The sequence below is a fragment of the Paenibacillus sp. FSL H8-0282 genome, assembly GCF_037963825.1.
In the GTDB taxonomy this organism is placed as follows: Bacteria; Bacillota; Bacilli; order Paenibacillales; family Paenibacillaceae; genus Paenibacillus_AQ; species Paenibacillus_AQ odorifer.
Genome location: NZ_CP150146.1, coordinates 5,534,706 through 5,560,544 on the forward strand (window position 1 = coordinate 5,534,706; position 25,839 = coordinate 5,560,544).

Genomic DNA, 25,839 nt, shown 5'->3' on the forward strand with positions numbered 1-25,839 from the left:
TTTTCTAGTTTTTCTTTTTGTCACTTCGCTATCCTAGCTAAGAATATCAAGAGAAAGAAGGACTCTTTTTATGTTGAACATGGCTCCATTCGCAGCTAAGGCTCGTGAACGAAACCTGAATATTTTCAATGTTCGTGTGCTTCAAAACGGAAACCTTGTGGGAAAACTGGATCTCACGGAGGATATTCGGCGCTTGCAGCATTCCGTCAGCAAGTCTTTTACTTGTATGGCAGTAGGTCTTGCCATTGATGAAGGGAAGCTGACACTGGAAACAACGCTTAAAGATGTTTTTCCGGAGTATGCCTCTCCTCTTAAACCAACACCTCCATCCATGCAGCCCGGAGATATAACTTTGTTCGATTTGCTGCGAATGAGTACAGGGCACGACTCCCCTCCATTTTGGGCTGAAGAGAGATTAGCCTTGAAGGATAAAAATTGGGTGCAGCATTATTTGGCTCTGACTTTAGACAGAGCTCCAGGAGAGAAATTTACATACAGCAGCGGAGATACCATTATGATCTCTGCAATGGTGCAAGCCCGCGTCGGGCAAACCGTAAAGGATTATCTGGTACCTCGTTTGTTTGCACCTCTGGGCATAAACAATGTCGATTGGGAAACAACACCTCAAGGGGTAACCCTTGGCTGTGCCGGACTTCAGATTAACACGGAAGAGTTAAGCCGGTTTGGACAGCTGCTTTTACAGCAAGGAAAGTGGCAGGGCCAGCAACTGATCCCCGCAGCATGGATCGATTTTGTTACACAAAAACAGATCGACAATGATGGAAACGGCGACTGGGGAGAAGGATACGGCTGTCAATTCTGGCTCTGCTCCCACGACGCTTACCGTGCCGATGGCGCTCATGGACAATTCTGTCTTGTGGTGCCGGACGCTCAAGCAGTCATTGCAATTAACAGCATGGAAGATAACATGCAGGGAATCCTGGATACCGTCTGGGAGGAAATCTGGCCGCTTCTTTAGGAGCGGTCTTTTTTTATGGCTTGAGGTTAGCGTGCGCATAATGGGTAATTTACATTCTTCCGCGATTAGTACTTAACACCGCCAAGTAACCAGCGCTGTTTGAGGCTGAGGAGGCTTGCGGACTCAGATGACGTTATTTACTCTTTTATCGCCTTTTGAGCAACGTTTCGGACTCCAGCGCAGCTATTCCTGAGAAAGTAGCTCATTTGGGGCACGTTTGGCACCAATAGCGACGATTCCGATGACATCGCAAATCCCGCACTTTTCAGCATTTAAGGTCCTCTGGGTCCGATAGCTGCTGCGTATGTACAATATAAGTAACTCATCACACCAAGTAACCAGCATTACTCAGACCGAGGATGCTTGCGGACTCAGATGATGTTATTTACTCTTTTATCGCCTTTTGAGCAACGTTTCGGACTCCAGCGCAGCTATTCCTGAGAAAGTAGCTCATTTGGGGCACGTTTGGCACCAATAGCGACGATGGACTCCGATGACATCGCAAATCCCGCACTTTTCAGCATTTAAGGTCCTCTGGGTCCGATAGCTGCTGCGTATGTGCAAAAGAAGTAGCTCATCACACCAAGTAACCAGCAATACTTAGACTGAGGAGGCTTGCGGACTCAGATGACGTTATTTACTCTTTATCGCCTTTTGAGCAACGTTTCGGACTCCAGTGCAGCTATTCTTGAGAAAGTAGCTCATTTGGGGCACGTTTGGCACAAATAGCGACGATAGAGTCCGATGACATCGCAAATGTGGCACTTTTCAGCTTTTAAGGTCATCTGGGTCCGATAGTTGCTGCGTATGTGCACAATAAGTAACTCATCACACCAAGTAACCAGCACTTTCTGAGGCCGAGGAAGCTCGCGGACTCAGATGACGTTATTTACTCTTTTATCGCCTTTTGAACAACGTTTCGGACTCCAGTGCAGCTATTGCTGAGAAAGTAGCTCATTTGGGGCACGTTTGGCATCAATAGTGACGATGGAGTCCGATGACATCGCAAATGTGGCACTTTTCAGCATTTAAGGACATCTGGGTCCGATAGTTGCTGCGTATGTACAAATGTGGGCTAGAGGCTGGAAGTTTGATGTTCAATGATGGTTAGCAGCTCAACACACCAAGTAACCAGCATTACTCAGACCGAGGAGGCTCGCGGACTCAGATGACGTTATTTACTCTTTTATCGCCTTTTGAGCAACGTTTCGGACTCCAGTGCAGCTATTGCTGAGAAAGTAGCTCTTTTGGGGCACGTTTGGCATCAATAGTGACGATGGAGTCCGATAACATCGCAAATCCGCACTTTTCAGCATTTAAGGTCCTCTGGGTCCGATAGCTGCTGCGTAGGTGTAAATGTGGTCTAGAGGCTCGAAGTTTGATGTTCAACGGTGAATCGAATTTCGACGTTTAGATCAAGAAGGAAGACAAAGCACCCCGTGTGTGACCTCGAACTAAAACTCGCGCACGCAAAAACAGCCTTCCCGAAGGAAGGCTGTTAATTGACGTCCCGGAAGGGATTCGAACCCCTGACCGTGCGCTTAGAAGGCGCATGCTCTATCCAGCTGAGCTACCGGGACATATAAGAAATAAATACTATGTATTGACGCAACGATATTTATTATACCTTATTCAGCGGATTTTTCAAGTCAAAACAACTTAGAAAAATAATAAAAGTGTTTCCGGTGCAGCTTTTTCACACATCAGCGTAACCACAGGAAATGAAAAAAACGGCATTTCTGCCGTCCTTTTCATCCATTCCAGTGTGCATTTTACAAACCTTCGCTATTTACTCCAGCTTACGAAAACGCTTCTCCAGCTGCTTTTTTAAATCCCCAAAAGTGAGTAATTCTCGTTGAAATTTGGAATGCTCATCTTCTGGCGACATAAAGTTGCTGCCTGTAAATGCACTCGAGGTCACATCTTGAAAAGCGTCATGCATATTGTTATCAAACCAATCGGTAGAGGTATCAGCATCATTAGTCAGAATACGGACAATCTCATATCCTTCTTCACGCCGATCCTCAACGATATACACCAAAAGCGCAGGATCACTAACAGCACCCGGCAAAACACCCACTTCTGCACAAGGCGCACCATCGTACTCCATCATTCTGCGAATTTTGGCGTCTTTAATATAATACACCTGTCATCCTTCCCTCCTGGCAAATTCCCCTCTCCCCTAGTGTTCGGATAAGGACATACATTTTATGCCTTCCTTCGGCATATATCTGTATTACTTGGCAAAAAAGTAAGGACAACAATCGCACAAAAGAGAGGATGAACCATCATGTGCGGAATAACCGGATTTATCCAGTGGCGCGGAGATCTCACTCAGCACTCGCAGCTGCTGGTCAAAATGACTGAAACTTTAGCAAACCGCGGCCCCGATGCAGCCGGAACCTGGATCTCAGGCCCCTGTGCTTTCGGTCACCGCAGACTTAGCGTTATCGATCCGGAGAACGGTGCCCAGCCCATGATCACCCGCCATGAGGAACAGGTATACGCGATTGTTTACAACGGCGAATTATATAACGCCCTCGAACTCAAACAGGAACTTAAGCAGCGAGGGCATCAATTCCGCACCCAGTGCGATACAGAAGTGCTGCTGCATTCCTATATCGAATGGGGGCCGGATTGCGCAGAGAAGCTCAATGGAATCTTTGCTTTTGCAGTATGGGACGGTCTTCGGGACCAAGTCTTTTTTGCACGTGACCGTTTAGGTGTGAAACCCCTGTTCTACAGCAAGGTTGATGATGTCCTGGTTTTTGGCTCAGAGCCTAAGGCGTTGCTGCAGCATCCCAAGGTACAACCAATCGTGGGTCCTGAAGGTCTCGCAGAAATCTTCATCATCGGTCCAGCGCGTACACCGGGTCATGGTGTTTATAAGGATATGCAAGAGCTTCGTCCAGGTCATGCTATGATCTATAGCCGTGAAGGTCTGCGCAGTTATGCCTATTGGAAGCTGGAGAGCGCAAAGCATACTGACAATGAAGCAGAGACAGCCGCTAAGGTGCGTGAACTGCTCCAAGATACACTCGAACGCCAACTGGTCTCGGACGTCCCTGTTTGCTCTCTTTTGTCGGGAGGGCTGGATTCCAGTGCGCTGACGGCACTTGCAGTGGATTACTACAACCGGAATGGTCAGGGACAAGTGGATACTTATTCCGTAGACTATGTAGATAACGACAAACATTTCAAAAGTCATACTTTCCAGCCGGGAGCAGATGGGCCGTGGATTAAACGAATGGTCGATGAATTGAATACAAACCACCACTACATCTCGTTCGATACCCCGGAGCTTGTAGAAGCGCTGGATAATGCATTGTACACTAGGGATTTACCAGGGATGACCGATGTGGACTCTTCTTTGTACTTATTTTGCCGGGAGATTAAAAAGAACGCGACAGTAGCTATTTCCGGTGAAGCGGCGGATGAGATTTTTGGGGGATACCCTTGGTTCCACCGTGAGGAAATGCTCTCCTCAGGCACTTTTCCTTGGTCAGTTGCTCCGAAAATGCGTGCAAGTCTACTTTCCCCAGAAATTAACGAGTGGATTCGTCCACTGGAATATTTGGGTGACAGATATAGTGATGCGGTGGCTGAAGTTCCGAAGTTGGATGGAGAAACAGGAAAACAAGCACAAATGCGCGTCATGTCCTATCTGAATATCACCCGCTTCATGCCTACTCTGCTAGACCGTAAAGACCGAATGAGCATGGGCGCAGGGCTAGAGGTACGTGTTCCTTATTGTGATCACCGACTCGTTCAATATGTATTTAATATTCCGTGGGAAATCAAGAATCTGGGGGGCCGTGAAAAAGGGATTTTACGTAAATCTCTTGAAGGCATTCTTCCAGACGATGTGCTCTACCGCAAAAAAAGCCCTTACCCCAAAACTCATAATCCTGCCTATTTAAATGCGGTACGAACTCAGGTATTAAACATTCTGGATGACTCCACTTCACCCCTACTTCCGCTAATTGATGCTGCCAAAATCCGTGAGATCGCCGCTTCCCCGGAATCCTCAACCAATCTGCCTTGGTTCGGCCAGCTCATGTCCGGTCCTCAGCTGTTTGCTTACCTCGCCCAAGTGGATCTCTGGCTGCGTAAATATAACGTCTCCATCCAATAAGCGCGTAGAGAACTGAGGTAACCGACAAGCCAAACAGCAAGTCCCCGTATCCGGTGGCTTGCTGTTTGGCTTGTATTTGCAATAATTACTCTACGATCTTTAAAAGTTAAAGTTGTCCGGGTCCGGGCCAAATCGATGGTCTTTGTTCAAGCCCTCGATAGCTTTGACATCCTCATCACTAAGCGTAAAGTCAAAGAATCCCGCATTCTCCTTGATTCGATCCGCATGTACGGATTTAGGTATCGTAATGACACCTTGCTGCAAATCCCAGCGAAGTACAATTTGAGCAGGGGTCTTGCCATACTTCTCAGCCAACTCTTTTAAGAGCGGTAGATCAAGATTCCCCTGCATTAATGGACTCCATGCTTCAAGCTGAATGCCCTGTTCATTGGCATATTTCAGCAGCTCGCGCTGAGTCAACAGCGGATGGAATTCCACCTGATTCACCACAGGCACCACTCCGGTATCCTCGATGATATCTTTCAGATGATGAACCTGAAAATTGCTCACGCCGATAGATTTGATGAGGCCTTCTTTTTGCAGATGAATTAAGGCCTTCCATGTCTCACGATATTTTCCTGCCACCGGCCAGTGTATGAGATACAGATCTAGATAGTCCAGACCTAGCTTGCGCCGGCTATCCTCGAACGCTTTTAGCGTAGACTCATAACCTTGATCAGGATTTCGTACTTTAGTCGTAATAAACAACTCATCACGGGCCACTCCACAATCACGAATAGCTTGTCCTACGCCTTCTTCGTTATTGTATCCGGCTGCCGTATCAATACTGCGATATCCTAATTCCACTGCGGTTTTGACCGCATGAATAACCTCTTCGCCATCTTTAGTCTTATACACGCCAAGACCCAGCCACGGCATGGTCACCCCGTCATTTAAAGTAGGACCACCCGAGAACGGTGCATTTAATTCACTCATCGCTTAACCCTCCAAGCTTATTGTTATTTCGTTAAACATACTTAACCTATTTATCCACTTAAGAAGCAAACGCTACCATAAAAAGTATAGCAGATGGCTTCATCATTCCCCAAATCCTTATAAAAAAACGGAGGCGTAAGCGCCCCCGCTCTTCTTTATTTCTCAATTAGTTTGAAATCATCAAAATGGAATTCAGGAGAAACAATACAGGATACCAGCGTCGGTTCTTTGCCTAACGAGCGCGCGGCCTGCCATACTCCCGCTGGAACAACCACTTGTGGCTGCTGGCCTGCAGCAATATCGAGACCCAGAATAACTTCCTGCACATCCTCAGGCTTATCTCCATTACCTCCGAGACTTAGCACGATTGGACTACCGGAATGCCACAACCAAACTTCATCGGACAATACAGTATGCCAATCAGATTGTTCGCCTTCGTGAAGTAAAAAATAAATTGAAGATGCCGAATGACGTGATCCAGAATAGCTATCGCCTAACACTTCCTGCGAAATTTCAAATTCCGAATTCCAAAGTCTTTTGTACCAACCACCCTCAACGTGAGGCTGTAATCCAAGCAGTTCAACTAGCGGTGAAATTTCTTTTTGCGTCACAGTAGCTTCTCTCCTTCAAAGTTAGCATGAACAACAATAGCTTCATATGCATAAGGTTGTTTTTGCTTTTTACTTTAACGGAATAAGCTCGAATTGTAAAATCTATTTACTGTCCTTGCTCGCTTTGAAGACTTCCGCAATCGCTCCAAGACTTCCCAGTGTTTCAACAGCGCTAGTTGGCAAGAACACTTTATTAGCAGGACCTTTGGCAATCTCAGCCAGAGCCTCGAAGGAACGATAAGCCAGAACATGCTCATCCAGACCTGCCGAACGAATCAGCTCAATGCGTGATTTTTCTGCTTCTGCCACGGCTTGAATCGCTTTAGCCTCACCGTGTGCTTCCAGCTCCTGCGCCTGGCGTGAACCCTCTGCTTGACGGATACGCGCTTCTTTATCGCCTTCTGCTTTTAGAATCTTGCTCTGTTTATCCCCTTCAGCGCGTAGGATCATATCCTGCTTGGCAGCTTCCGCCTCCAAAACAATGGCACGTTTGCTCCGCTCTGCTTTCATCTGCTTATCCATCGCTTCCTGAATATCCAACGGCGGTTTGATATCGATAACTTCCACACGCTCGATCCGCACGCCCCACTTCTCAGTAGCTTCATCGAGAGCAAGACGGATATCCGTCGAAATCTTTTCCCGTCCAGACAAGGTCTCATCCAATTCCAGCTTACCGATGATTTGCCGCATTGTTGCCGTCGAAATGTTTCTTACCCCATACACATAATCAGAAATACCATAAGTAGCTTCCTCTGGTCCAACCACCTGGTAGAAAATAATCGTATCAATCTGCACCTGCACGTTATCCTTTGTAATTACCGTTTGCGGAGGTACATTCGCTTGTTGAATCCGTAAATCATGGTACGTGCGCACCTGATCAATTACAGGAATCAGAATGTTCAACCCCGGTGTCAGCAGACGATTAAATTTACCGAGCCTTTCCACTACGCCTACCCGTTGCTGTGGTACGATTTTGACTGTTAATGCCACAAAAACTACGACCACTACAATAATAATTGCGATAATTGCCCATTGCATTAGTTCATTTCCCCCCATCGTTCTACTTCGATAATCGTCGTGCCTCTTTTCACTACTCTTACAACCTCATCCTTGCCCAGATTCTGATCAGAGCTCGCGCTCCACGTATCTCCGCCTACCTTCACTTGCCCGTAACGTCCCTGCTCTATCGGCTCAACAACTACTCCTTGCCTACCGATGATTTCTGTACCTGTATCCTTGAACCCACGTGAATGGCGAAATCTAGAAACCAGTGGTTTCGAGAATATAGTCAGACCAAGTGCGACCAGTGATCCAAGGACCACCTGAAACAAAATGGCTTCGGGAACAATCAGCGACACCAAACCTGCGGCCAAAGCACCAATACTAAGCCACAATAAATAAAAAGTAAGCGTCATCATCTCAACAACAAACAGGACACCGGCTGCGATCAGCCAAAACACCCACACAACCATCGGTGAGCCCACCACCTTCCGTATGATACTACTATAACGAAAAGAAACATCGATGCGTTGCATAGTTCCATAAATAAATATTTCAGGCATGTATATGATTTATATTCATTACATCGGTGGTTATGTGTTTCTTCATGAGTTTCTTGATAAAAGGCGAGTATACAAATCCAAAAGGGTTCACTTTTTGAAGAGTCACTATAAATTAGAAAATTGTCCCCCTATATCACCTGATTTTATCCCTAGCGCAATTGCAAGCTATGCTTGAGAATAAGAGTTACCATCACCCATTTATATCTAATTCATCCTAATTATCCAACTTCCAAACATCCTCCTCTATTCATTCAAACCATACACAGCATGTTACATCTTTAAAAATCCATGAAACAGCAGCACACAAAAAGCATAAAAGAAAGCGCTTACTGATTGGGTAAGGCTTGATTTGGACCGCTGCTTTTTTGCTGCTGAATCTACGAATTGATCTTCAATAGAATGATAGAAACGCCAAGGGTGATGGTGCACTACAACCGACGGGAGGTGAAGGTCAGGACATCTTGCCGAAAAGAATTTCGAACTACACTTTGAATCTAGGAGGTAGAAATTCAATGATCTTCACGAAAAAAGCTTCACGCAAAACCTTTGCAATTGCGATGATCGCCGCGCTTGTTCTGACACTCTTTTCCACCCTGGGCGGCAGTCCCAAAATAGCCAACGCCGCACAGGATTACAAACTGGTTGGTTATTACGCTTCATGGGCCGCTTACGGGCGTTCTTACAATGTAACTGATATCGATCCTACCAAAATGAATGTCATTAACTACGCTTTTGCGGATATTTGTTGGAATGGAATCCATGGCAATCCCGACCCCACCGGCCCTAATCCGGTGACCTGGTCTTGCCAGAATGAGCAAGGCCAAGCCATCAGCGTTCCGAACGGTACGATTGTTCTTGGTGACCCGTGGATTGACACTGGAAAAAGCTTCGGGGATGACAAATGGGATGATCCCATCAAAGGTAACCTGAAGCAGCTATGGAAGCTGAAGGAAAAGAACCCGAACCTGAAGACCCTAATCTCCGTTGGAGGCTGGACCTGGTCGAACCGTTTCTCGGATGTAGCTGCGACAGCTGCGACCCGTGAGGTTTTTGCCAATTCCGCGGTTGATTTTATTCGAAAATACAAGATGGACGGCGTGGATCTCGACTGGGAATATCCAGTAAGTGGTGGACTCGCAGGCAATAGCTACCGTCCTGAAGATAAAGAAAACTATGTACTGCTGCTGCAAAAAGTTCGCGAAAAGCTGAATACAGCCGGCGCGGCGGATGGAAAAACCTATCTGCTGACCATTGCTTCCGGGGCAGGCCCAACGTATATCAACAATAATAATCTGGCCGGCATTGCTTCCGTTGTCGACTGGATCAATATTATGACCTATGACTTTAATGGGAGCTGGAACACCACCACCGGACATAATGCTCCGTTGTACTATGATCCCGCAGCTTCCGCTTCGGGCTTAACCGAACCGCACAATTTTAACATCGATAAAGCGGTAACCTCCTATCTTGCGAATGGTGTACCTGCGAACAAGCTTGTACTTGGCATGGCTTTTTACGGTCGTGGTTGGGGCGGAGCTCCTGCTTCAGGAAACGGCCAATATCAGGTGTCCGCTGGCATCTCACCAACGGGTACATGGGAAAAAGGCAGCTATGATTTCTATGATCTCGAAGCCAATTATATCAACAAAAACGGTTATACCCGCTATTGGAATGATACATCCAAAGCGCCTTATCTCTATAATCCAACAAATCAAACCTTTATCAGCTATGACGACGTAGAATCCTTTGGCCACAAGATCAGCTACCTGAAGTCCAAAGGTCTTGCAGGTGCTATGTTCTGGGAAACAAGTGGTGACCGGAACAAAACACTAACCAATAAACTAAACGCCGATCTTGGTGGCGGAGTGGTGCAGCCGACACCGACACCATCCACATCACCAACACCTACACCAACTGCAACCGCTACACCTACTGCAACTCCAACTGCAACACCAACACCAACGCCAACCCCAACGCCTACACCGGGACAATGTTCAGCAGCGACCTGGGGTGCAACAACCGTATACACTGGCGGACAGCGTGTCTCCTACAATGGCTCAGTCTATGAAGCCAAGTGGTGGACGCAAGGGGATCGTCCTGATCTTAGCGGAACTGATGGGGTCTGGAAATTCATCAGCGTATGCGGAACAGCGACACCAACACCAACTGCAACTGTGGCCCCAACTTTAACACCTACGGTAGCACCAACGCCTACCGCAACCGTTGCACCTACGCCTACTTTAGCGCCAACACCAACTGCAACCGTTGCACCTACACAAACTCCTTTACCTACCGCTACGCCTACTTCGGAAGGGTCTAGCTGGGGAACAGGCGTTGCGTACAAAACAGGTGATGTCGTCGCTTATAACGGAAAAACATATACCTGCTTGCAGCCCCACACTTCACTTCAGGGCTGGGAGCCAGCCACCACACCTGCGCTATGGAAGCTCAATTAAAGACTTGCTGGAAGCATCGTTCCTGAAATAACATTATCCCCCTTTGGAGGTATATTAAATATGATTGCAAAAGCACGTGCTAAGCGCAAAATATCCATAAGTTACCTTGCTGCGCTAATGAGCCTAATCGTTCTGGTTCCACTTTACACCGGGACAGGTGCATCCTTACCAGTGGCCCATGCCGCGGAAACAACACCTTCCGCTCCCGCTCCAGCAGCTGATCACCCTCGTAAAATCGTTGCTTACTTCCCAGAGTGGGGCGATCAGGAGAACAAAGGATTTTACACCGTAGACAAGATTCCGTGGGATAAAATTACCCATATTAACTACGCCTTCGCCAAGGTAAATCCTCAAACGAACAAGATTGATCTCATGGACCGTACAGCTGCAATCGAAAAAGACTATCCCGGTCAGCTGACCACCCTGCCTTTTAAGGGGCATTTTAACCAACTGGTTAAGTACAAACAGCTCTATCCTGATGTCCGCACCCTGATTTCTGTTGGCGGCTGGTCGGGTTCCGGAGGGTTCTTCAACATGGCGAATTCAGAAGCCGGGCGAGAAGCTTTTGCCAATAGTGTTGTGGATTTTCTGCGTACCTATCAGTTCAACGGAGTAGACATCGATTGGGAGTACCCTTCTGGCACTGGGCAGTCCGGTAATCCTAACGATTTTGCCGTGGCAGAACCGCTGCGTACAGTTAATTACAACAACTACGTTCTTCTTATGAAAAAACTCCGCGAAAAGCTCGATCTGGCAGGTGCTCAAGACAATCAGAAATATGACCTGACCATTGCGGCCACCGCCTCTTCCTGGATTCTTGGGGGCATGAAGCTTGGGGAAGCCAATCAGTATTTAGACTGGGCGAACCTTATGACCTATGATTTCCATGGGGCTTGGAATGGATATGTAGGGCCGCATTCTGCATTGTACCCGGATTCCCGCGATACTGAAACTGCTGCGCTGGGCACTCCGGTTCTGAATACCGACTGGGCGGTCCGATACTATCTTGGAACGCTTCCTCCGGAAAAAATCGTGATCGGAGTTCCTTATTATTCACGAGGCTGGAAAAATGTGAATGGAGGCATCAACAATACCGGCCTTTACGGCACAGCTCCGACAACCGGTGGGGGAGCAGATGGCCAATACGGGATCTGGAATGATCCCGCACCAGAGCAGCCTGCTGGTGCAAATCCGATCTGGCATGTGCTAAATCTGCTCAAAGATCCAGCGAATAAGCGTTACTTCGATCCTGTTACCAAAACACCGTACTTATTCAATGCAGACAAGAAGATTTTTCTTACGTATGAAGATAAGGAATCTCTTGGCTACAAGCTGGATTACATCAAGCAAAAAGGCTTGGGAGGTATGATGTTCTGGGAACTAACGGGCGATTACTCTGAGCAGAGCGATGGCACTTATACGTATGGCAATTCTCTGACCGATTTTGCCTATGATCAGCTGAAGACAGCCTCGCCGCCGGGCGGAGCTCCTAAGCCGCAGTTGCCTGAACCTAAAAACTTCAACCTCAGCTTCAGCGGCGCCTATGATCATCCGAACTATACCTATTCATTAAAAATAACGAACAATACCGGCACAGATATTTCCGGTGGCTGGAAGCTGGAGTTCGACCTGCCAACAACTACAACCCTAACCTCGGCATGGGGAGCCGGTAGCGTTGAGCAAATCTCCACGGCCTGGGATTTCAACCGCTACCGTATTACAGGTACAGCTACTCAAACTATTGCGAATGGAGCTTCACTTGAAATTCCGGGTATGATGAAGCTGAACTTTTCAGGCGGTCCACAGCGAATCACCCTGAACGGAAACTCGTCCCAACAGGAATACGATAAACTGTACGGAGGCATTACACCTACGCCAACACCGTCTGCATCACCGACACCGACTCCGACGACTACACCAACACCAACACCTACAACAACACCGACTCCGACGGCAACCGTGACGCCAACGCCAACTGTAGCGCCAACACCTACTCCTACGCCGGGACAATGTTCGGCAGCGACCTGGAATGCGGCAACCGCATATACTGGCGGACAACGCGTTTCCTACAACGGCTCACTCTATGAAGCCAAGTGGTGGACACAAGGCGATCGTCCCGATCTTAGCGGACCGGACGGTGTCTGGAAATACATCAGCGTGTGTGGAACAGCAACTTCTACACCAACGGCAACTGTAGCTCCAACAGTAACACCGACTTTGACACCTACGGTGGCACCGACGCCTACTGCAACCGTTACTCCAGCGCCTACGGTGGCACCAACGCCCACCGCAACCGTAACACCCACGCAAACTCCATTACCGACTGCTACACCTACTTCGGGAGGGTCTAGCTGGGTAACAGGAGTTGCTTATAAAGTAGGTGATGTTGTTGCCTACAGTGGAAAAACGTATACCTGCTTGCAGCCTCACACTTCACTTCAGGGGTGGGAGCCAGCTTCCACACCTGCTCTTTGGAAGCTGATATAATCCGGTGCTCTCCTTGATTCCAACAAGGAGAACATCCCATTATTAGTGCAGAGTCATACTCATTCTCTGGGGCTTACGTTAAGGACCCAGTTGACGTTATTTACAAATTTCAAGCCTTTGGAGCTGTGTTTCGGACTCCAGTGCTGCTATTCCTTATGAAATGCTTCTATTGGGGTGTTTTTCGTGCCCATAGCGACTTTGGGGTCCAGTAGAATCTCAATTATCGGATATAGCTGCGTTTAAGGTCAGCTGTGTCCGGGTAGCCGCTTCATACGGGTGAATGTGCTAGAATCGAACGAAGTTTGATGCTTTGTTTAAGGGGAAGGAATAAAAAACGGGGGTGCCCAGCAGCCATTTCGCGGCTTTTGGACACCCCCACTTTTATATAAAAATCTATTCCTGCGATAGGCCGCCTTCGGCTGCCAGTTTTTTCTCCAGCTTCGCCGTCAGCAGTCGCAGTGCAGTTCCTCGATGGCTAATCTGCTGCTTCTCTTCCAGCGTAAGCTCGGCCATAGTTTTTTCATGTTCCGACAGATAAAATAGCGGGTCGTAACCGAAACCGCCAGCACCTGATGGTTCTGAAGTAATCCAACCTTCGACCGCACCTTCTGCGGTTAGCTCCTGCTTGGAAACTGGATCGTACAGCGATAAAGTACAGACGAACCTAGCTGTGCTCAGCAAAGGCTGATCTGTGTCTTCCCCCTGTTTCAATCTCTCTAGCTCGCTAAGCAGCTTCAGGTTATTTTCCCCATCCGTAGCGTCTTCACCGGCAAAACGTGCAGAGTACACACCCGGTCTGCCATCCAAAGCATCTACACAAAGACCCGAATCATCAGCGAGTACCGGAATTCCAAGTGCATCACCTACGGCTTTGGATTTTTTAAACGCATTCTCTGCAAAAGTAGCCCCGTCTTCCACCACATCGGGCAGATGCGGATAGTCATACATACTCTTAACTGTCAGGCCCAGCGGGGCAAAAGCGTGCTCGAACTCGCGCACCTTCCCCTTATTCTTCGTTGCGACAATGAGAATATTGCCCGTGGAATTCATGTTACACCTCTTGGCCCGGTTGGCAGGAAGGGATTTTCAGAGCAATCGCTCCGAGCGCTTCTTTTTGCGCCGCAATCAGTTCATAAATTCCCTTCTCACCTAGACCTAATAATAGGTCCAGCTCTTGACGCGAGAATGGTCTTTCTTCGCCAGTCCCTTGTACCTCAACAAAAGCACCGCCGCCGGTCATGACTACATTCATATCCACTTTGGCTTTGGAATCCTCTTCATAATTCAGATCGAGCAATGTTTTATCCCCTACAACACCTACACTAATTGCTCCCAAAAAGTCTGTTATAGGAAAAACAGCCAGCTTGTGCTGTAGTGCAATTTTATTAATAGCAAATGCCATGGCAACAAAAGCGCCTGTTATCGAAGCCGTCCGAGTTCCCCCATCCGCCTGAATCACATCACAATCCAGCGTAATACTGCGTTCACCTAACGCTTGTAAATTCACCACGGAGCGAAGCGCACGGCCGATCAGCCGCTGGATTTCCATTGTACGTCCGGTAAGTTTACCGCGTGCAGCTTCACGTTGATTACGGGACTGGGTGGCCCGAGGAAGCATCGAATATTCGGCAGTTACCCAGCCTTTTCCTTGTCCTTTAAGAAACGGAGGCACTTTTTCCTCTACAGTAGCCGTACAAATAACTTTGGTGTCTCCCATCTCAATGATCACGGAGCCCTCAGCATATTTATTCGTTTGGGTCGTTATTGTCAGCGGCCGTAATTGGTCGTCAGTTCGCCCGTTTGATCTCATCTTTTCTGCCTCCTACATCGTATAGCTAATAGTTTAGTGTGAGTCCCGTTTCCCTGTTGTTCATTGCAGCAGTTCACCGTTCGGGACGTTACGTCTTTTTGAGCAACTTTTATTCTACCAAAGAGGAGGCACAAAAGCATCTTTTAAACCTTAGAAGGTCATTCTATAACGGGAGCTCGTTCAAAAATTCAGGTGCAGAAACAGGTTTGCTATAGTCCACATTGTCAGTGTCAGTAATCGATTGTTTGCCGTTCAAACGAATTTGAACCAGAGCATCTTCCGTATTTTGCGCAACAGTCAGAACAACCGATTCCAGTAATTCGGCAGGAACTTCCTTCCCATCTGCGAACATATCGTCAGTCAAGGATACAGTAACAACACCGTTTTGTCCGGCTTCAACCGAATCAAGTGATGTGCCCTGTGTCATAACCATTTCCAGACCGTCTCCGGATTCAGGTCCCGCAATCAGTTCATTGATAGCAGCAGTCAGCTGCTCTTGCCCTGCGGGTACAAAGCGCGTAACCGGAACATAATATTGGATACCGTCAGGAGATGTTGTGGAAAAATAAACAGTAACCGCACTAGAGTTCATCAAAGATGGACCTTGTTTAGGCAGGTTAATGCCCATTGTACGGGACAGCGGGCGATCCAGCGGAGTACCTTGAAGCGGCATTTCCGTAAGCTTTTTACCATCTACCCAGAACTGTACACCTTTAATGTCATCTTGACCGGTAAGTGTCCAAGTGATCGCTTCAAGGATTTTGCGTTCATCCGCAGCATCGTAGTTGTTAAATTCCGAATTGAACTCAACAACTGCCAGATTCGACTTGTCTACCGTAATGCTTTGCACCTCAGTTCCAGCTGGTAGAATACCTTGGAAGCCTTCTGGCAATGAGGACGCATATTCTCCCTTATTCACTAATGCCATTAAAGAGTTCTTGAGCGTGCTGGAATCTTTGCTTTTTGGCAGATTTAGCGACACTGGAGCGAGTAAGCCATTTCCATCTTCCAAATATACGGTCGTCCGGTCACCGGAAGCCGTTGCTTTATCCGTTGCTTTAGCGGTTTTGGTGCTGTCCTTCACAACTGCTTGTGCATCATCCTGAGCCACTGGACCAAATACACCTGAATCCAAAGTATTATTTCCCTCTGTCTGTAACATCTGCGCTTCAACCTCAGGTGGCGGAGCATCAATCGATGCTGATTCCGAACCGAACAAGCCGCAACCGGACAGTGCCAGTGGAACTGCGAGTAGGCAGACTGCGGAAATCCCGCGGATTTGTTGCATTGTTTTCATCATTTATTACCCCTTTCAAGGTTAGATAGCATTTGTACTGCTATGTATACGAGACCTTTGTCCAAAAAATAACAACTGCTTATCCTAAATTGTTGGAAAAGCCTGTGCGCTTTATTTTCAGGTTAGGTTGGATCTAGATATTAATTCACATAGACTCCGTTTTCTGGACAAATACTTTTTCTAAACGTACAATCTGAGATAACACCAGCGCTTAACATCATGCTAACGAACGTTGTAATGCAAAGACTTAACTTACGAGGTGACTAATCATGGCTGATGAACCAATCGCAAAAATACCTTACAGTCTGAACAGCAAGGCAGTCGCAGATGCGACCAAAATGTGGTTGAATAAGCGTGGAGTAAACCTGCAGGAAATCGCAGAGCTCGTTATGTTTCTGCAAAAAAAATATTATCCAAACTTAACGATGGAAGAATGTGTCCATAACGTTGAGATGGTACTCAGCAAACGAGAAGTGCAAAATGCGGTACTTACGGGCATTCAATTGGACATGCTCGCGGAGGAGGGGAAGTTGTTTCCACCGCTTCAGGATATGATCGAAAATGATGAGGGATTATACGGAGTGGATGAGATTCTGGCTTTCTCCATCGTAAATGTATATGGCAGCATTGGCTTCACCAACTATGGTTATGTGGACAAGCTTAAGCCAGGCGTTCTTGAACGGTTGAACGACAAAAACACCGGGCAGATCCACACCTTCCTCGACGATATCGTCGGCGCGGTAGCCGCTGCAGCTAGTAGCCGAATCGCACACCGTAAGCAAGCGGAGCGTGAGATAGACCTCGAACTTCCGCATTCGCCTGAGGATCGCGAAGAAGCTGCAAGGAAACTTGCAGAACATGAAAAACAACCGGAGTAACCGGTGTTTTGGGTACACTCTGAGAATTAAAAAGCGATTGTTTCGTAACCCTTGCGGGTTATGAGACAATCGCTTTTTTTAAGGTTGGGTTGGGACAGTTTTAGGGAAAAACTCCCTAAAAAATACCGAAAATCGTTCAAAACCTAAGTTATTAGGGAATTCTTCCCTAATAACTCTACGAAAACCTTAATTTATAGCTACATTCGTAGATTATTAGGGAGATATTCCCTAATATCCGCTCTACACCCTAACAAACCTCAAAAAACAGGGAGAAATTCCCCAATTAGTCAATACCAACACTTAGTTACTCGGCAAGATGTGTTTCTACCCACGAATAGCGGCATCTGAGTCCGAATGATCTGTGTGACACATGAGTAAGTAATCAAATCTGAGCCCGAATGATCAGCATGACGCATGAGAAAAGTAATCAAATGTTAGTTGGGTAATGCGATCGGACTCAGGTGACACTATACTCACATATCCTCTTTGATTTGGACACTTTCGGACTCCAGAGTCGCTATTCACTCAAAAATGACCAATAACAACCCTCTGCACTAGCAATAACGCCTCTCCGGTCCGATACTCACCTCAAAAGTCCCAAAACCCACGAATAGCGGCGTCTGAGTCCGAATAACCTGTGTAACGCATGAGTAAAGTAATCAAATCTAAATCCGAATGATCAGCATGACGCATGCGTTAAGTAATCAAATGGTAGTTTGGTAATGCGGTCGGACTCAGGTGACCCTATTTCCATAAATCACCCTTGATTTAGTCACTTTCGGACTCCAGAGTCACTATTCACTCAAAAATGACCAATAACAACCCATTACTCTAGCAATAACGCCTCTCCGGTCCGATACTCACCTCAAAAGTCCCAAAATCCACGAATAGCGGCATCTGAGTCCGAATGATCTGTGTGCATGAGTAAGTAATCAAATCTGAGCAAGAATGATCAGCGTGACGCATGAGTAAAGTAATCAAATGTTAGTCCGAATGATCTGTGTAACGCATCAGTAAGTAATCAAATCTGAGCCCGAATGATCAGCATGACGCATGAGTAAAGTAATCAAATGTTAGTCCAAATGATCAGCGTGACGCATGAGTATGTATCAAATGTTAGTTTGGTATGTGGTCGGACTAAGGAGCTCAATATTCATATAAATAGCACCGAAATATACTCTCTACCTAGTCACTAAAACCAAAACCCAAAAAAGAGCAGTCCCAATAACACAAGACTGCTCTGTACCTCTACTCGATCATAACATTCATATCTCAATTCATTTCATCATTCATCACTCTTCGATCGCGCTAGAAACTCTAACTAACATGGTCACCAGCACTTTCAGATGCTGCAAACAATATAGCACCGTCCGCCTCTATCATCACTGCCCGCTCCCGGCGCATCAGCTCCGCCAGATGCGCCAGTGTCTCACTCATTGCAAAGCGCATCTGGTGAACGGTGGTTACCCGGCTGCGAAACAGAATTTCGCAGACGGCGAAGCCGCTCAGCGGGCCGTTTGCGAGCAAGGCTGCCGCGGCATCCAGCCGCTCCTCATGATGAGCGAGCAGGCTGCTGACCCGGTGCGCGAAGCCCGTGAACGGTTCCCGATGACCCGGGAACGCCATGCTGACCGGGTAGCTCCCCAGCTCCCACAGCCCCTGAACAAACGTCTGCAGCGGCTGTGGATCGCTGCCTGGAAGCAGGCTGACATTGGGCGAAATCTGCGGCAGCACAGCATCGCCGCAGATCATTTGCCCGCTGCCCGCATGATAGAAACTCACATGTCCCGGTGCATGTCCGCCAGTTACAATCAATTTCCATTCACGGCCACCCATCCCGAAAGGCTCTACCTCATTCAGATAAGTTACAACCGGCTGTGGCTCTACTTGAGCGTCAAAGCTCTCCAAATGCGCTTTAATTCCACTCGACCATTCTTCCGACATTCCGTGTCTGATGAAATATAACGGCAAAACTTCATTGATATCCGTGTTACCGCCCCACATCAACATCGCTTCGGCATGAGCACGTTCAGTCATCCATACTTTACATCCGGTCTGCGACTGCAACCATCCCGCCAATCCATAATGATCGGGATGATGATGCGTTACGACGATATCCCGCACGTCCTTCCACGACAATCCCAGCTCCTGCAGGATCGCCTGCCAGCATTTTTCTGTCTCCGGGCTACGCGGACCGGGATCGATAATAGTAATTCTGCCATCCTCATCAGGCAGAATATAGCTGTTCACTTGACGAAGCGGCGAGTCCATGGGCACCGAGACCTGAAGAATGTTCTTGTCCCATGAAGTGATATCCGCCTTAGACATGGTGCGATCACCGCCTTTGAATCTTTTTCCTGATACCATTACGATCGAATTCCACTAAAAATCATCCGCGTGGAGCTTTCTGCATTATAAACCTCATCTTCATAGCTGCCATGCACAGCTTCGAGCTGTAAACCTGCTTCCTCGATCATTCCGCTGAATTTCTCCAAGGAATACAGCTTCACACGTTCATGATATTGACGAGATGTAGAATCATTCTTAGAGGTTAAAATGATGTCCTTCTTCACATACCCATCCTCGATCCGCCGCGACTCATCAATCAGATTCTTTCCATCCTCACGGGTAGAATGCGGCACCAGATGACGAATCACATACGCAGGGTTCAGATAATCAATAACAAACTTGCCACCCGGCTTCAACATCCGATAGATTTCACGCAAAACCTTTACCTGCTCCTCATCCTCTTCAAAATAACCAAAGGAAGTGAACAGATTAACCACAGCATCGAAACCTCCAGTTAACGGTAGGTCCCGCATGTCAGAACGCAGCCAAGTTACCTGCTCCGCTCCTTTTTGAGATCTTGCCTCACGCAGCAGTACCTCTGATAAATCTACTCCAGTTACCTCGTACCCTGCTTCCGCAAGCGCCAGTGAATGACGTCCCATCCCACAACATAAATCCAGCACTTTGGAGCCTGGCGGTAGTCCCAGCCACGAGATCATTCGTTCAACTTCTTTACGAGCTCCACCAAAGTCTCGATGTTTGTATACGACCAGATAATCCTCTCCGAAGCTCTTTTCATACCATTCAGTCATGTTGTCTCTCCTCCCACAGGCGTCTTCCTGTAACTCCACTCTATGTATGTTAATGTATCGCCATTGTACAGTCTTTTACTCACAAACTCAAAGAAGAGTTGTCACAGTGGAGCGCTCAGCCCCTTCATGACAACTCATTCCTGTAGCTTCCCTTACACAAGCTGCTGCAAATATACTCGCGCTTCATAAGGACGAAGTTTAAGCGGTTGGATCTGCTCATCTTTTTCTACGGAATAATTAGAAATTAACAGCTCAATATTGTCTGGTTGGAACTCCGCTGGCCATTCGAATACAGGCTCTCCATCATAAAAATTCAGAATAACCAGCAGCCGCTGATCTTCTAATGTCCGAGTATACGCATATATCTCTGTATGCTCTGCGAGCAGCAGCCCGTAGGCTCCATAAACGATGACTTTGTGTTTTTTTCTCAGGGCGATCAGCTGTTTATAGTAGTTGTAGATGGAATCGGGATCTTTAATCGCATTGCCAGCGTTGATCTCCATATAGTTGGAATTTACTTCAATCCAAGGAGTCCCCGTCGTAAAACCACCTGCGTGACCATCGTCCCACTGCATCGGGGTGCGGGCATTATCCCGGCTTTTATGATGAATGGCAGACATAATCTGCTCTTCTGGAACGCCGTTTTTTCGCTTTTCTTCATAATAATTAAGCGTCTCTACATCCCGGTACTCATCAATGGATTCGAAACAGACATTCGTCATACCAATTTCTTCGCCTTGATAAATATAAGGTGTGCCTTCCAGCATGTGAATGAAGGTCGCCAGCATTTTAGCCGAAGGAATCCGGTAAAAAAGGTCGTTCCCAAACCGGGACACTGCGCGCGGCTGGTCATGGTTGCAGAGATAATTCGCATTCCAGCCTTTGTCATGCAGAACCGTCTGCCAATTACTCATAATCTTTTTCAGCTCCAGTAGACTCCATGGGACGACATCCCATTTTCCACTACCTGCCGAAGCGGCATCCAGAAACATATGCTCAAACTGAAAAGTCATATTCAGCTCTCTACGCCCGTCCCCTACATAATCTAGCGCCTGCTCCGGTCCAAGTCCTGAGGTCTCTCCTACCGTCATAATATCGTAGAAATAAAGCACTTTATCATATAAATTCTGTAGCAGGGTATGCACATCTGCCAGATTGGAGAACATTCCATAAGCCCTTACGGTAGGTGTTCCACCTGGATTATCCGCATCCGGGTACCCTTTCGTCTTCACGATATGTGCAATGGCATCAAAGCGGAATCCGTCCACACCCTTCTTCAGCCACCATTCCACCATCTCATGCAGCTTATCAATGACCACCGGATTCTCCCAGTTCAGATCAGGCTGATATTTGGAGTAAAGGTGAAGGTAATATTCATCCGTCCGCGGATCAAGCTCCCACACCGAGCCACTGAAATAAGACTCCCAGTTATTCGGGGGTCCCCCATTTTTTCCTTTTCGCCAAATATAGTAATCCCGTTTCGGATTATCTTTCGACGATCTAGATTCAACAAACCATGGGTGCTCATGTGACGTATGGTTCAGAACCAAATCCATCATCAGCTTCATCCCACGTGCGTGCATCTCCCTCAGCAAATGGTCAAAATCATCCATCGTGCCAAATTCCTTCATAATGTCACAGTAATCACTGATATCATAACCGTTATCATGGTTTGGTGATTTATAAATAGGGCAGACCCAAATCACGTCTACACCTAAATCCTGCAGATAATCCAGTCTGGATATGATTCCTTGCAAGTCTCCAATCCCATCTCCGTTACTATCCATGAAGCTAATCGGATAAATTTGGTACACGACACTCTCTTTCCACCATTTCGGGTTCATTTCTCGGTTACCTCCTATTTAGCTATATGTAGAGTTTAACCACACAAAGCCTAGTAGATAACAATTTACTCCTACTTCCCTAGTCCCTTTTGATATTGTGAGGGCGTAAGTCCGGTCCATTTCTTAAAAGTAGCACTGAAGTGGCGTTCTTCCCCATAGCCCACTAACTTTGCAACGGCGTACATTTTTAAGTTTTGGCGGAGCAGCTTTTTTGCCTCTTCTACCCGGTATTGATGCAAGTAATCGAGAAAATTCACACCCAGCTCCTGGCGGAACAGTGAACTTAAATAAGTATTAGATACATAAGCTTCCTTCGCAACATACTCCAGAGATAGATTGGTATTATATTTGTTACGGATGATCTCAAGCGCTGTAACTACTGTTCGATGCAGAGGGCGATGTTTAGAAAAAGCCTCCACCACATTCTGCATGATCTTATTCAGGATCGTAGATAATTCTTCCAGCGTCTCGATCTGTGGTGCCTGCTCCATCCAATTGACCAAATGCTGCTTCCATTCGAATCCAGCTACTTGTTTTTCCTGCGCAAGCCTCTTAAGGCGAACGACAAAAGCTGTTGCCCGAATATTCACCTCCTGCTTGAGGCATCCGGGGTTTCCGCGAAAACGTTCCAGCCACTGCTCCAGCAGATCGAGGGCAAGCTCATTACTTCCTGCACCGACTGCCACAAGCATCTCATCCTCCAGCACATTTAATTCAGGATCATCTAAAATCCCGATCTCCTGTGCGCCACCCCCAATAACTCCCGAACCTTCTGTAAAAAAATAAACGCCGCCTTTCCCGTTCAGAAAGCGGGATTCCATAGCCTGAAGCGCTTCTTTATAAGACAGGTGAGCTTCCGAAATATCCGCACGACAGGAGCCTACAGCAATACTGATTGACAGCTTGAGGTATTTCTCCAGATTGCTTTGCAGCATCCCGATCTGCTCTTTTAAATAGATGGGGGTTCGGTAAGACTTGCGAGAATCCGTTCCAGCTAAACCACTGCCGATCCAGAGCAGGAGATTGCCATCATGAAAGGTCTCGATTTTTCCTTTATAGATAGGAGACAAGGTCTCACTAATAATATTTAGGGCCGCGTAACGTAAAAGTACAAAATCCTGTCCAGACCCACCAGCAGAGGGAGGATCAAAATCAAAGCTGACCAGCCCAATCTGCGGACCTTCGTGACTAATAGCCATAGCTAACTCACCGATCAGCTCCTGCCGCCGCTCCAGCGGAACCGGAGGATGATGAATCCATTGGGACAGCACTTGGCTTTTGACAAGCGGTGCATTTTTATGCCAGGAACGATCTCTTTTTAGCTGCTCATTCTCCTGACAACGCTGCCTTTCAATTAGCTCCTTAGCCTTGAGTACCGTCTTCAGAATTTCCTCCGGCCGGCACGGCTTCAGCACATAATCGACAACCCCCAGCGCAATCGCTTGTTTCGCATAAGAGAACTCATTGTAGCCAGATAAAATAATCGAGCGAAAGTCGTAACCGCGACGCCGTCCAGCTTCGATTAGCTCCAGACCATTCATCTGCGGCATGCGGATATCCGTTAACAATAAATCCGGCTGTTCAGACTCCATCAGAGCCAGCGCTTCACTTCCGTTCCCCGCCTCGCCCATTACCTCAATCTGATGCGAATTCCAGTCAATCATATTGACGATACCCTCACGGATGGTGTCTTCGTCTTCAGCAATCAGCAGCTTCAGCTTCATCATTTAGGGACCCTCCACAGTGATATGAATGATAATACGTGTGCCTGCTCCTTCTACACTCTCTACTTGCAATGAGGCTCCGGCAAAAAACAAAGCTAAACGTTCCTGTACATTCGAGAGTGCAAACCCCGAACGTCCAGCATTCTCCTCTTCCTCCGAAATAGAGCTTCCTCTCGCTAAACGCTGATGTAGCTCCTGAAGTCTTTCCGGCGTGATTCCCACCCCGTTATCTTGAACCTCGAGTACAATAGTTCTATCTTTGCGAAAGGCGCGAATCGAGATGAGTCCACTTCCAGCCAGTGGCTCGATCCCATGAATCACTGCATTTTCCGCCAGTGGCTGGAGCAGCAGCTTCGGAACTGTGAAATCCTTGATACTCTCATCCAAGGCAATTTCGAACTCAAAACGTTCTCTAAACCGATTTTTTTGCAGGAACAAATAATTCGTCACAAGCTCTACTTCCTGTTCCAATGTAAACGTATCCCGCCCATCATTTAAGCTCAGCCGGAATACTTGAGAAAGCGAATAGACCATATCCGCTATTTCTTTGTCGCCCTTCTTCTCAGCTTCCCAACAAATCGTATTCAGCGTGTTATATAAAAAGTGCGGCCTGATCTGCGCCTGAAGCGTTTTCAATTCTGCTTCCTGCTGCTTCAGTTTGGAGGCATATACATCATTGATGAGCGATTTGATCCGCTGCACCATTAGATTATAACCATGGCCCAAGAGACCAATCTCATCATTCCCTTCAAAAAATACGCGCTGCGTGAAATCCCCTGTCTGGAATCTGCGCATGGAGCGGGAAAGTTTTTTCAGCGGTTTCGTTATTGAGGCGGCGGCGAGCCAGGTAACCATTAAGCTAACTGCTAAGCACAGAAAAGCGATCGTCACCGTGACCTGTGAAATCTGCCCCAGCTCTTTGACAAGCTGCCGTTTGGAATGCACCACCACTACATACCAACCCGTCGTTTCTGACTGCAGATGCGAGACAATCCACTGTTTGTGATCCGCTGTAGACTCCAGTCTCTCCTCTAGGTTCAACTTAGGGTCGCTGTCCGCAAAATACGGAAGATCAAGATCTCTTTTGCCGATCCAGCTCCGGTTAGAAGCCGTAATGATGAGTCCGTCTCGATCTACCACAAACATATCTACATCATCTTCAGAGTTGTCTAGATATTGGCTTCCGATCTTTCCAGCATCGACCCCGATCACCGCTAGCCCTGCGGGTTTTAAAGTATATACATTCTTGATAATTCTGGAAAGTACAATCTTATGATAATGATCACCAACAAATATGCCATCCGTGGGTCTGGACAATCCAAAGGTTGGACTGCCTGCGGCTTCAACGGCTTCCTTGTAGTACGAGGTTTGGATAAAGTTAGAGAACTTCATGCCAGTCGTCAATCCGGCTTGGTTCGCAGCAAAAGGCTCCGCCCCATTATTCTGGTCTTCCAAAGAGTATAGAATCAGGGATTGAATCGAATTGCCAGCGACCATCAGGTTGGTGACCGTTTTAAATACGGAATTACGTTCTTTTTGTGCTTCTGACGACACTAAGAGCCGCTGCACACTTTCATCCAGAAAGAGTGTATTGGAAAAAGAAATCATTCCCCTCACCATCTCATCAATCTGCTCTGCTGTTTTCCGGGTCAGGTGATCCTGTGACTGTTTCATTTTCTCCACCACCTGCTGCGAAGAGATCTGATAGGAGTTCCACCCCATAGCAAATATAGTCACGAGAAGCAGCGGCACAAACCATAATAACAGCTTAAACTGGAGCGGAAGATGGCGATAACGGCTTAATAAGCGGATGTTTCGATTCATGAGAACCACCTTCATGTATAATCAATAAATGTGTAAACCAAGTATAACTGAAATCATTAAACCCTGAACCAGCTTTTTACAATCACTGAAAAATGCCTACATAGTTCTTAAATATGGACCATGTTTCTATCGGTCATAAACTCTTAAGATGGGGATGCAAGAAGAAACGACATTGTCGTCCTCGTTTGATGACAG

The 25,839-nt window shown here is 47.1% G+C and carries 18 protein-coding genes and 1 tRNA gene; 5 read left to right on the plus strand and 14 right to left on the minus strand.

The features are described from left to right. The first annotated feature begins 70 nt into the window (after positions 1-70). Positions 71-979 (plus strand): serine hydrolase, encoded by a 909-nt coding sequence (locus NST94_RS24015; RefSeq protein ID WP_076187561.1) that lies wholly within the window; start codon positions 71-73, stop codon positions 977-979. A gap of 1,506 nt (positions 980-2,485) precedes the next feature. Here the strand turns inward: NST94_RS24015 and NST94_RS24020 are convergent. Both NST94_RS24020 and NST94_RS24025 read right to left on the minus strand, forming a co-directional pair. Continuing rightward, a tRNA-Arg gene (locus NST94_RS24020) sits at positions 2,486-2,559 on the minus strand. Positions 2,560-2,768: 209 nt separating this feature from the next. After that, entirely contained in the window at positions 2,769-3,125 is a 357-nt protein-coding gene (locus tag NST94_RS24025) for a hypothetical protein (RefSeq protein WP_036686975.1), read from the minus strand. Between the two features lie 144 nt (positions 3,126-3,269). On the opposite strand from NST94_RS24025, the gene asnB reads away from it, so the two are divergent. Then, positions 3,270-5,114, plus strand: a complete 1,845-nt coding sequence (asnB, locus tag NST94_RS24030) for an asparagine synthase (glutamine-hydrolyzing) (protein ID WP_076129204.1) — start codon at positions 3,270-3,272, stop codon at positions 5,112-5,114. A gap of 99 nt (positions 5,115-5,213) precedes the next feature. On the opposite strand, the gene NST94_RS24035 is transcribed toward asnB, so the two are convergent. From NST94_RS24035 to NST94_RS24050, 4 genes are all read right to left on the minus strand, one after another. Then, the gene (locus NST94_RS24035) at positions 5,214-6,050 is read right to left on the minus strand and encodes an aldo/keto reductase (RefSeq protein ID WP_036686969.1); all 837 of its coding nucleotides are present in this window, start codon (positions 6,048-6,050) and stop codon (positions 5,214-5,216) included. 155 nt (positions 6,051-6,205) lie between these two features. Further along, positions 6,206-6,661, minus strand: a complete 456-nt coding sequence (locus NST94_RS24040; protein WP_036686965.1) for a cupin domain-containing protein — start codon at positions 6,659-6,661, stop codon at positions 6,206-6,208. A 102-nt stretch (positions 6,662-6,763) separates the two neighbouring features. Beyond that, positions 6,764-7,699: an SPFH domain-containing protein gene (locus tag NST94_RS24045; RefSeq protein ID WP_076129203.1), complete on the minus strand. Its 936-nt coding sequence runs from the start codon at positions 7,697-7,699 to the stop codon at positions 6,764-6,766. Beyond that, complete coding sequence (locus tag NST94_RS24050) at positions 7,699-8,196, minus strand: NfeD family protein (RefSeq protein ID WP_254848827.1); 498 nt, start codon at positions 8,194-8,196, stop codon at positions 7,699-7,701. Before NST94_RS24050 ends, NST94_RS24045 begins: the two co-directional genes overlap by 1 nt. A gap of 539 nt (positions 8,197-8,735) precedes the next feature. On the opposite strand from NST94_RS24050, the gene NST94_RS24055 reads away from it, so the two are divergent. Together NST94_RS24055 and NST94_RS24060 are read left to right on the plus strand one after the other, a co-directional pair. Then, positions 8,736-10,679 (plus strand): glycosyl hydrolase family 18 protein, encoded by a 1,944-nt coding sequence (locus NST94_RS24055; RefSeq protein ID WP_339281369.1) that lies wholly within the window; start codon positions 8,736-8,738, stop codon positions 10,677-10,679. Between the two features lie 60 nt (positions 10,680-10,739). Further along, complete coding sequence (locus tag NST94_RS24060; protein ID WP_339281370.1) at positions 10,740-13,166, plus strand: glycosyl hydrolase family 18 protein; 2,427 nt, start codon at positions 10,740-10,742, stop codon at positions 13,164-13,166. A gap of 393 nt (positions 13,167-13,559) precedes the next feature. Here NST94_RS24060 and NST94_RS24065 read toward each other — a convergent pair whose 3' ends face one another. The 3 genes from NST94_RS24065 to NST94_RS24075 all read right to left on the minus strand — a co-directional run bounded on the left by NST94_RS24065 (position 13,560) and on the right by NST94_RS24075 (position 16,273). Continuing rightward, entirely contained in the window at positions 13,560-14,216 is a 657-nt protein-coding gene (locus NST94_RS24065) for an XTP/dITP diphosphatase (RefSeq protein ID WP_076129200.1), read from the minus strand. A gap of 1 nt (position 14,217) precedes the next feature. Beyond that, positions 14,218-14,976 carry a ribonuclease PH gene (gene rph, locus NST94_RS24070; RefSeq protein ID WP_339281371.1) on the minus strand — a complete coding sequence of 253 codons (759 nt, stop codon included), beginning with the start codon at positions 14,974-14,976 and terminating at the stop codon, positions 14,218-14,220. A gap of 163 nt (positions 14,977-15,139) precedes the next feature. Beyond that, on the minus strand, positions 15,140-16,273 hold the full coding sequence (locus tag NST94_RS24075; protein WP_175617402.1) for a GerMN domain-containing protein: 1,134 nt from the start codon (positions 16,271-16,273) through the stop codon (positions 15,140-15,142). A 269-nt stretch (positions 16,274-16,542) separates the two neighbouring features. On the opposite strand from NST94_RS24075, the gene NST94_RS24080 reads away from it, so the two are divergent. Continuing rightward, a complete protein-coding gene (locus tag NST94_RS24080; RefSeq protein WP_076129198.1) occupies positions 16,543-17,151 on the plus strand; it encodes a phosphatidylglycerophosphatase A in 609 nt (202 codons plus the stop codon). Positions 17,152-18,468: 1,317 nt separating this feature from the next. On the opposite strand, the gene NST94_RS24085 is transcribed toward NST94_RS24080, so the two are convergent. The 5 genes from NST94_RS24085 to NST94_RS24105 all read right to left on the minus strand — a co-directional run bounded on the left by NST94_RS24085 (position 18,469) and on the right by NST94_RS24105 (position 25,644). Beyond that, a complete protein-coding gene (locus tag NST94_RS24085; RefSeq protein WP_339281372.1) occupies positions 18,469-19,479 on the minus strand; it encodes an MBL fold metallo-hydrolase in 1,011 nt (336 codons plus the stop codon). A gap of 38 nt (positions 19,480-19,517) precedes the next feature. After that, complete coding sequence (locus tag NST94_RS24090) at positions 19,518-20,252, minus strand: class I SAM-dependent methyltransferase (protein WP_076129197.1); 735 nt, start codon at positions 20,250-20,252, stop codon at positions 19,518-19,520. Between the two features lie 152 nt (positions 20,253-20,404). After that, entirely contained in the window at positions 20,405-22,096 is a 1,692-nt protein-coding gene (locus NST94_RS24095) for an alpha-glucosidase (protein ID WP_076186343.1), read from the minus strand. 71 nt (positions 22,097-22,167) lie between these two features. Continuing rightward, positions 22,168-23,823 (minus strand): response regulator, encoded by a 1,656-nt coding sequence (locus NST94_RS24100; protein WP_076129195.1) that lies wholly within the window; start codon positions 23,821-23,823, stop codon positions 22,168-22,170. Then, on the minus strand, positions 23,824-25,644 hold the full coding sequence (locus NST94_RS24105; RefSeq protein ID WP_339244724.1) for a sensor histidine kinase: 1,821 nt from the start codon (positions 25,642-25,644) through the stop codon (positions 23,824-23,826). Positions 25,645-25,839 lie beyond the last annotated feature (195 nt).

Coding starts and splice junctions, on each gene's coding strand:
- NST94_RS24015 (WP_076187561.1), top strand. CDS start 71: ATGTTGAACATGGCTCCATTCGCAGCTAAGGCTCGTGAACGAAACCTG.
- asnB (WP_076129204.1), top strand. CDS start 3,270: ATGTGCGGAATAACCGGATTTATCCAGTGGCGCGGAGATCTCACTCAG.
- NST94_RS24035 (WP_036686969.1), bottom strand. CDS start 6,050: ATGAGTGAATTAAATGCACCGTTCTCGGGTGGTCCTACTTTAAATGAC.
- NST94_RS24045 (WP_076129203.1), bottom strand. CDS start 7,699: ATGCAATGGGCAATTATCGCAATTATTATTGTAGTGGTCGTAGTTTTT.
- NST94_RS24050 (WP_254848827.1), bottom strand. CDS start 8,196: ATGCAACGCATCGATGTTTCTTTTCGTTATAGTAGTATCATACGGAAG.
- NST94_RS24055 (WP_339281369.1), top strand. CDS start 8,736: ATGATCTTCACGAAAAAAGCTTCACGCAAAACCTTTGCAATTGCGATG.
- NST94_RS24060 (WP_339281370.1), top strand. CDS start 10,740: ATGATTGCAAAAGCACGTGCTAAGCGCAAAATATCCATAAGTTACCTT.
- NST94_RS24065 (WP_076129200.1), bottom strand. CDS start 14,216: ATGAATTCCACGGGCAATATTCTCATTGTCGCAACGAAGAATAAGGGG.
- rph (WP_339281371.1), bottom strand. CDS start 14,976: ATGAGATCAAACGGGCGAACTGACGACCAATTACGGCCGCTGACAATA.
- NST94_RS24075 (WP_175617402.1), bottom strand. CDS start 16,273: ATGAAAACAATGCAACAAATCCGCGGGATTTCCGCAGTCTGCCTACTC.
- NST94_RS24080 (WP_076129198.1), top strand. CDS start 16,543: ATGGCTGATGAACCAATCGCAAAAATACCTTACAGTCTGAACAGCAAG.
- NST94_RS24085 (WP_339281372.1), bottom strand. CDS start 19,479: ATGTCTAAGGCGGATATCACTTCATGGGACAAGAACATTCTTCAGGTC.
- NST94_RS24090 (WP_076129197.1), bottom strand. CDS start 20,252: ATGACTGAATGGTATGAAAAGAGCTTCGGAGAGGATTATCTGGTCGTA.
- NST94_RS24095 (WP_076186343.1), bottom strand. CDS start 22,096: ATGAACCCGAAATGGTGGAAAGAGAGTGTCGTGTACCAAATTTATCCG.
- NST94_RS24100 (WP_076129195.1), bottom strand. CDS start 23,823: ATGATGAAGCTGAAGCTGCTGATTGCTGAAGACGAAGACACCATCCGT.
- NST94_RS24105 (WP_339244724.1), bottom strand. CDS start 25,644: ATGAATCGAAACATCCGCTTATTAAGCCGTTATCGCCATCTTCCGCTC.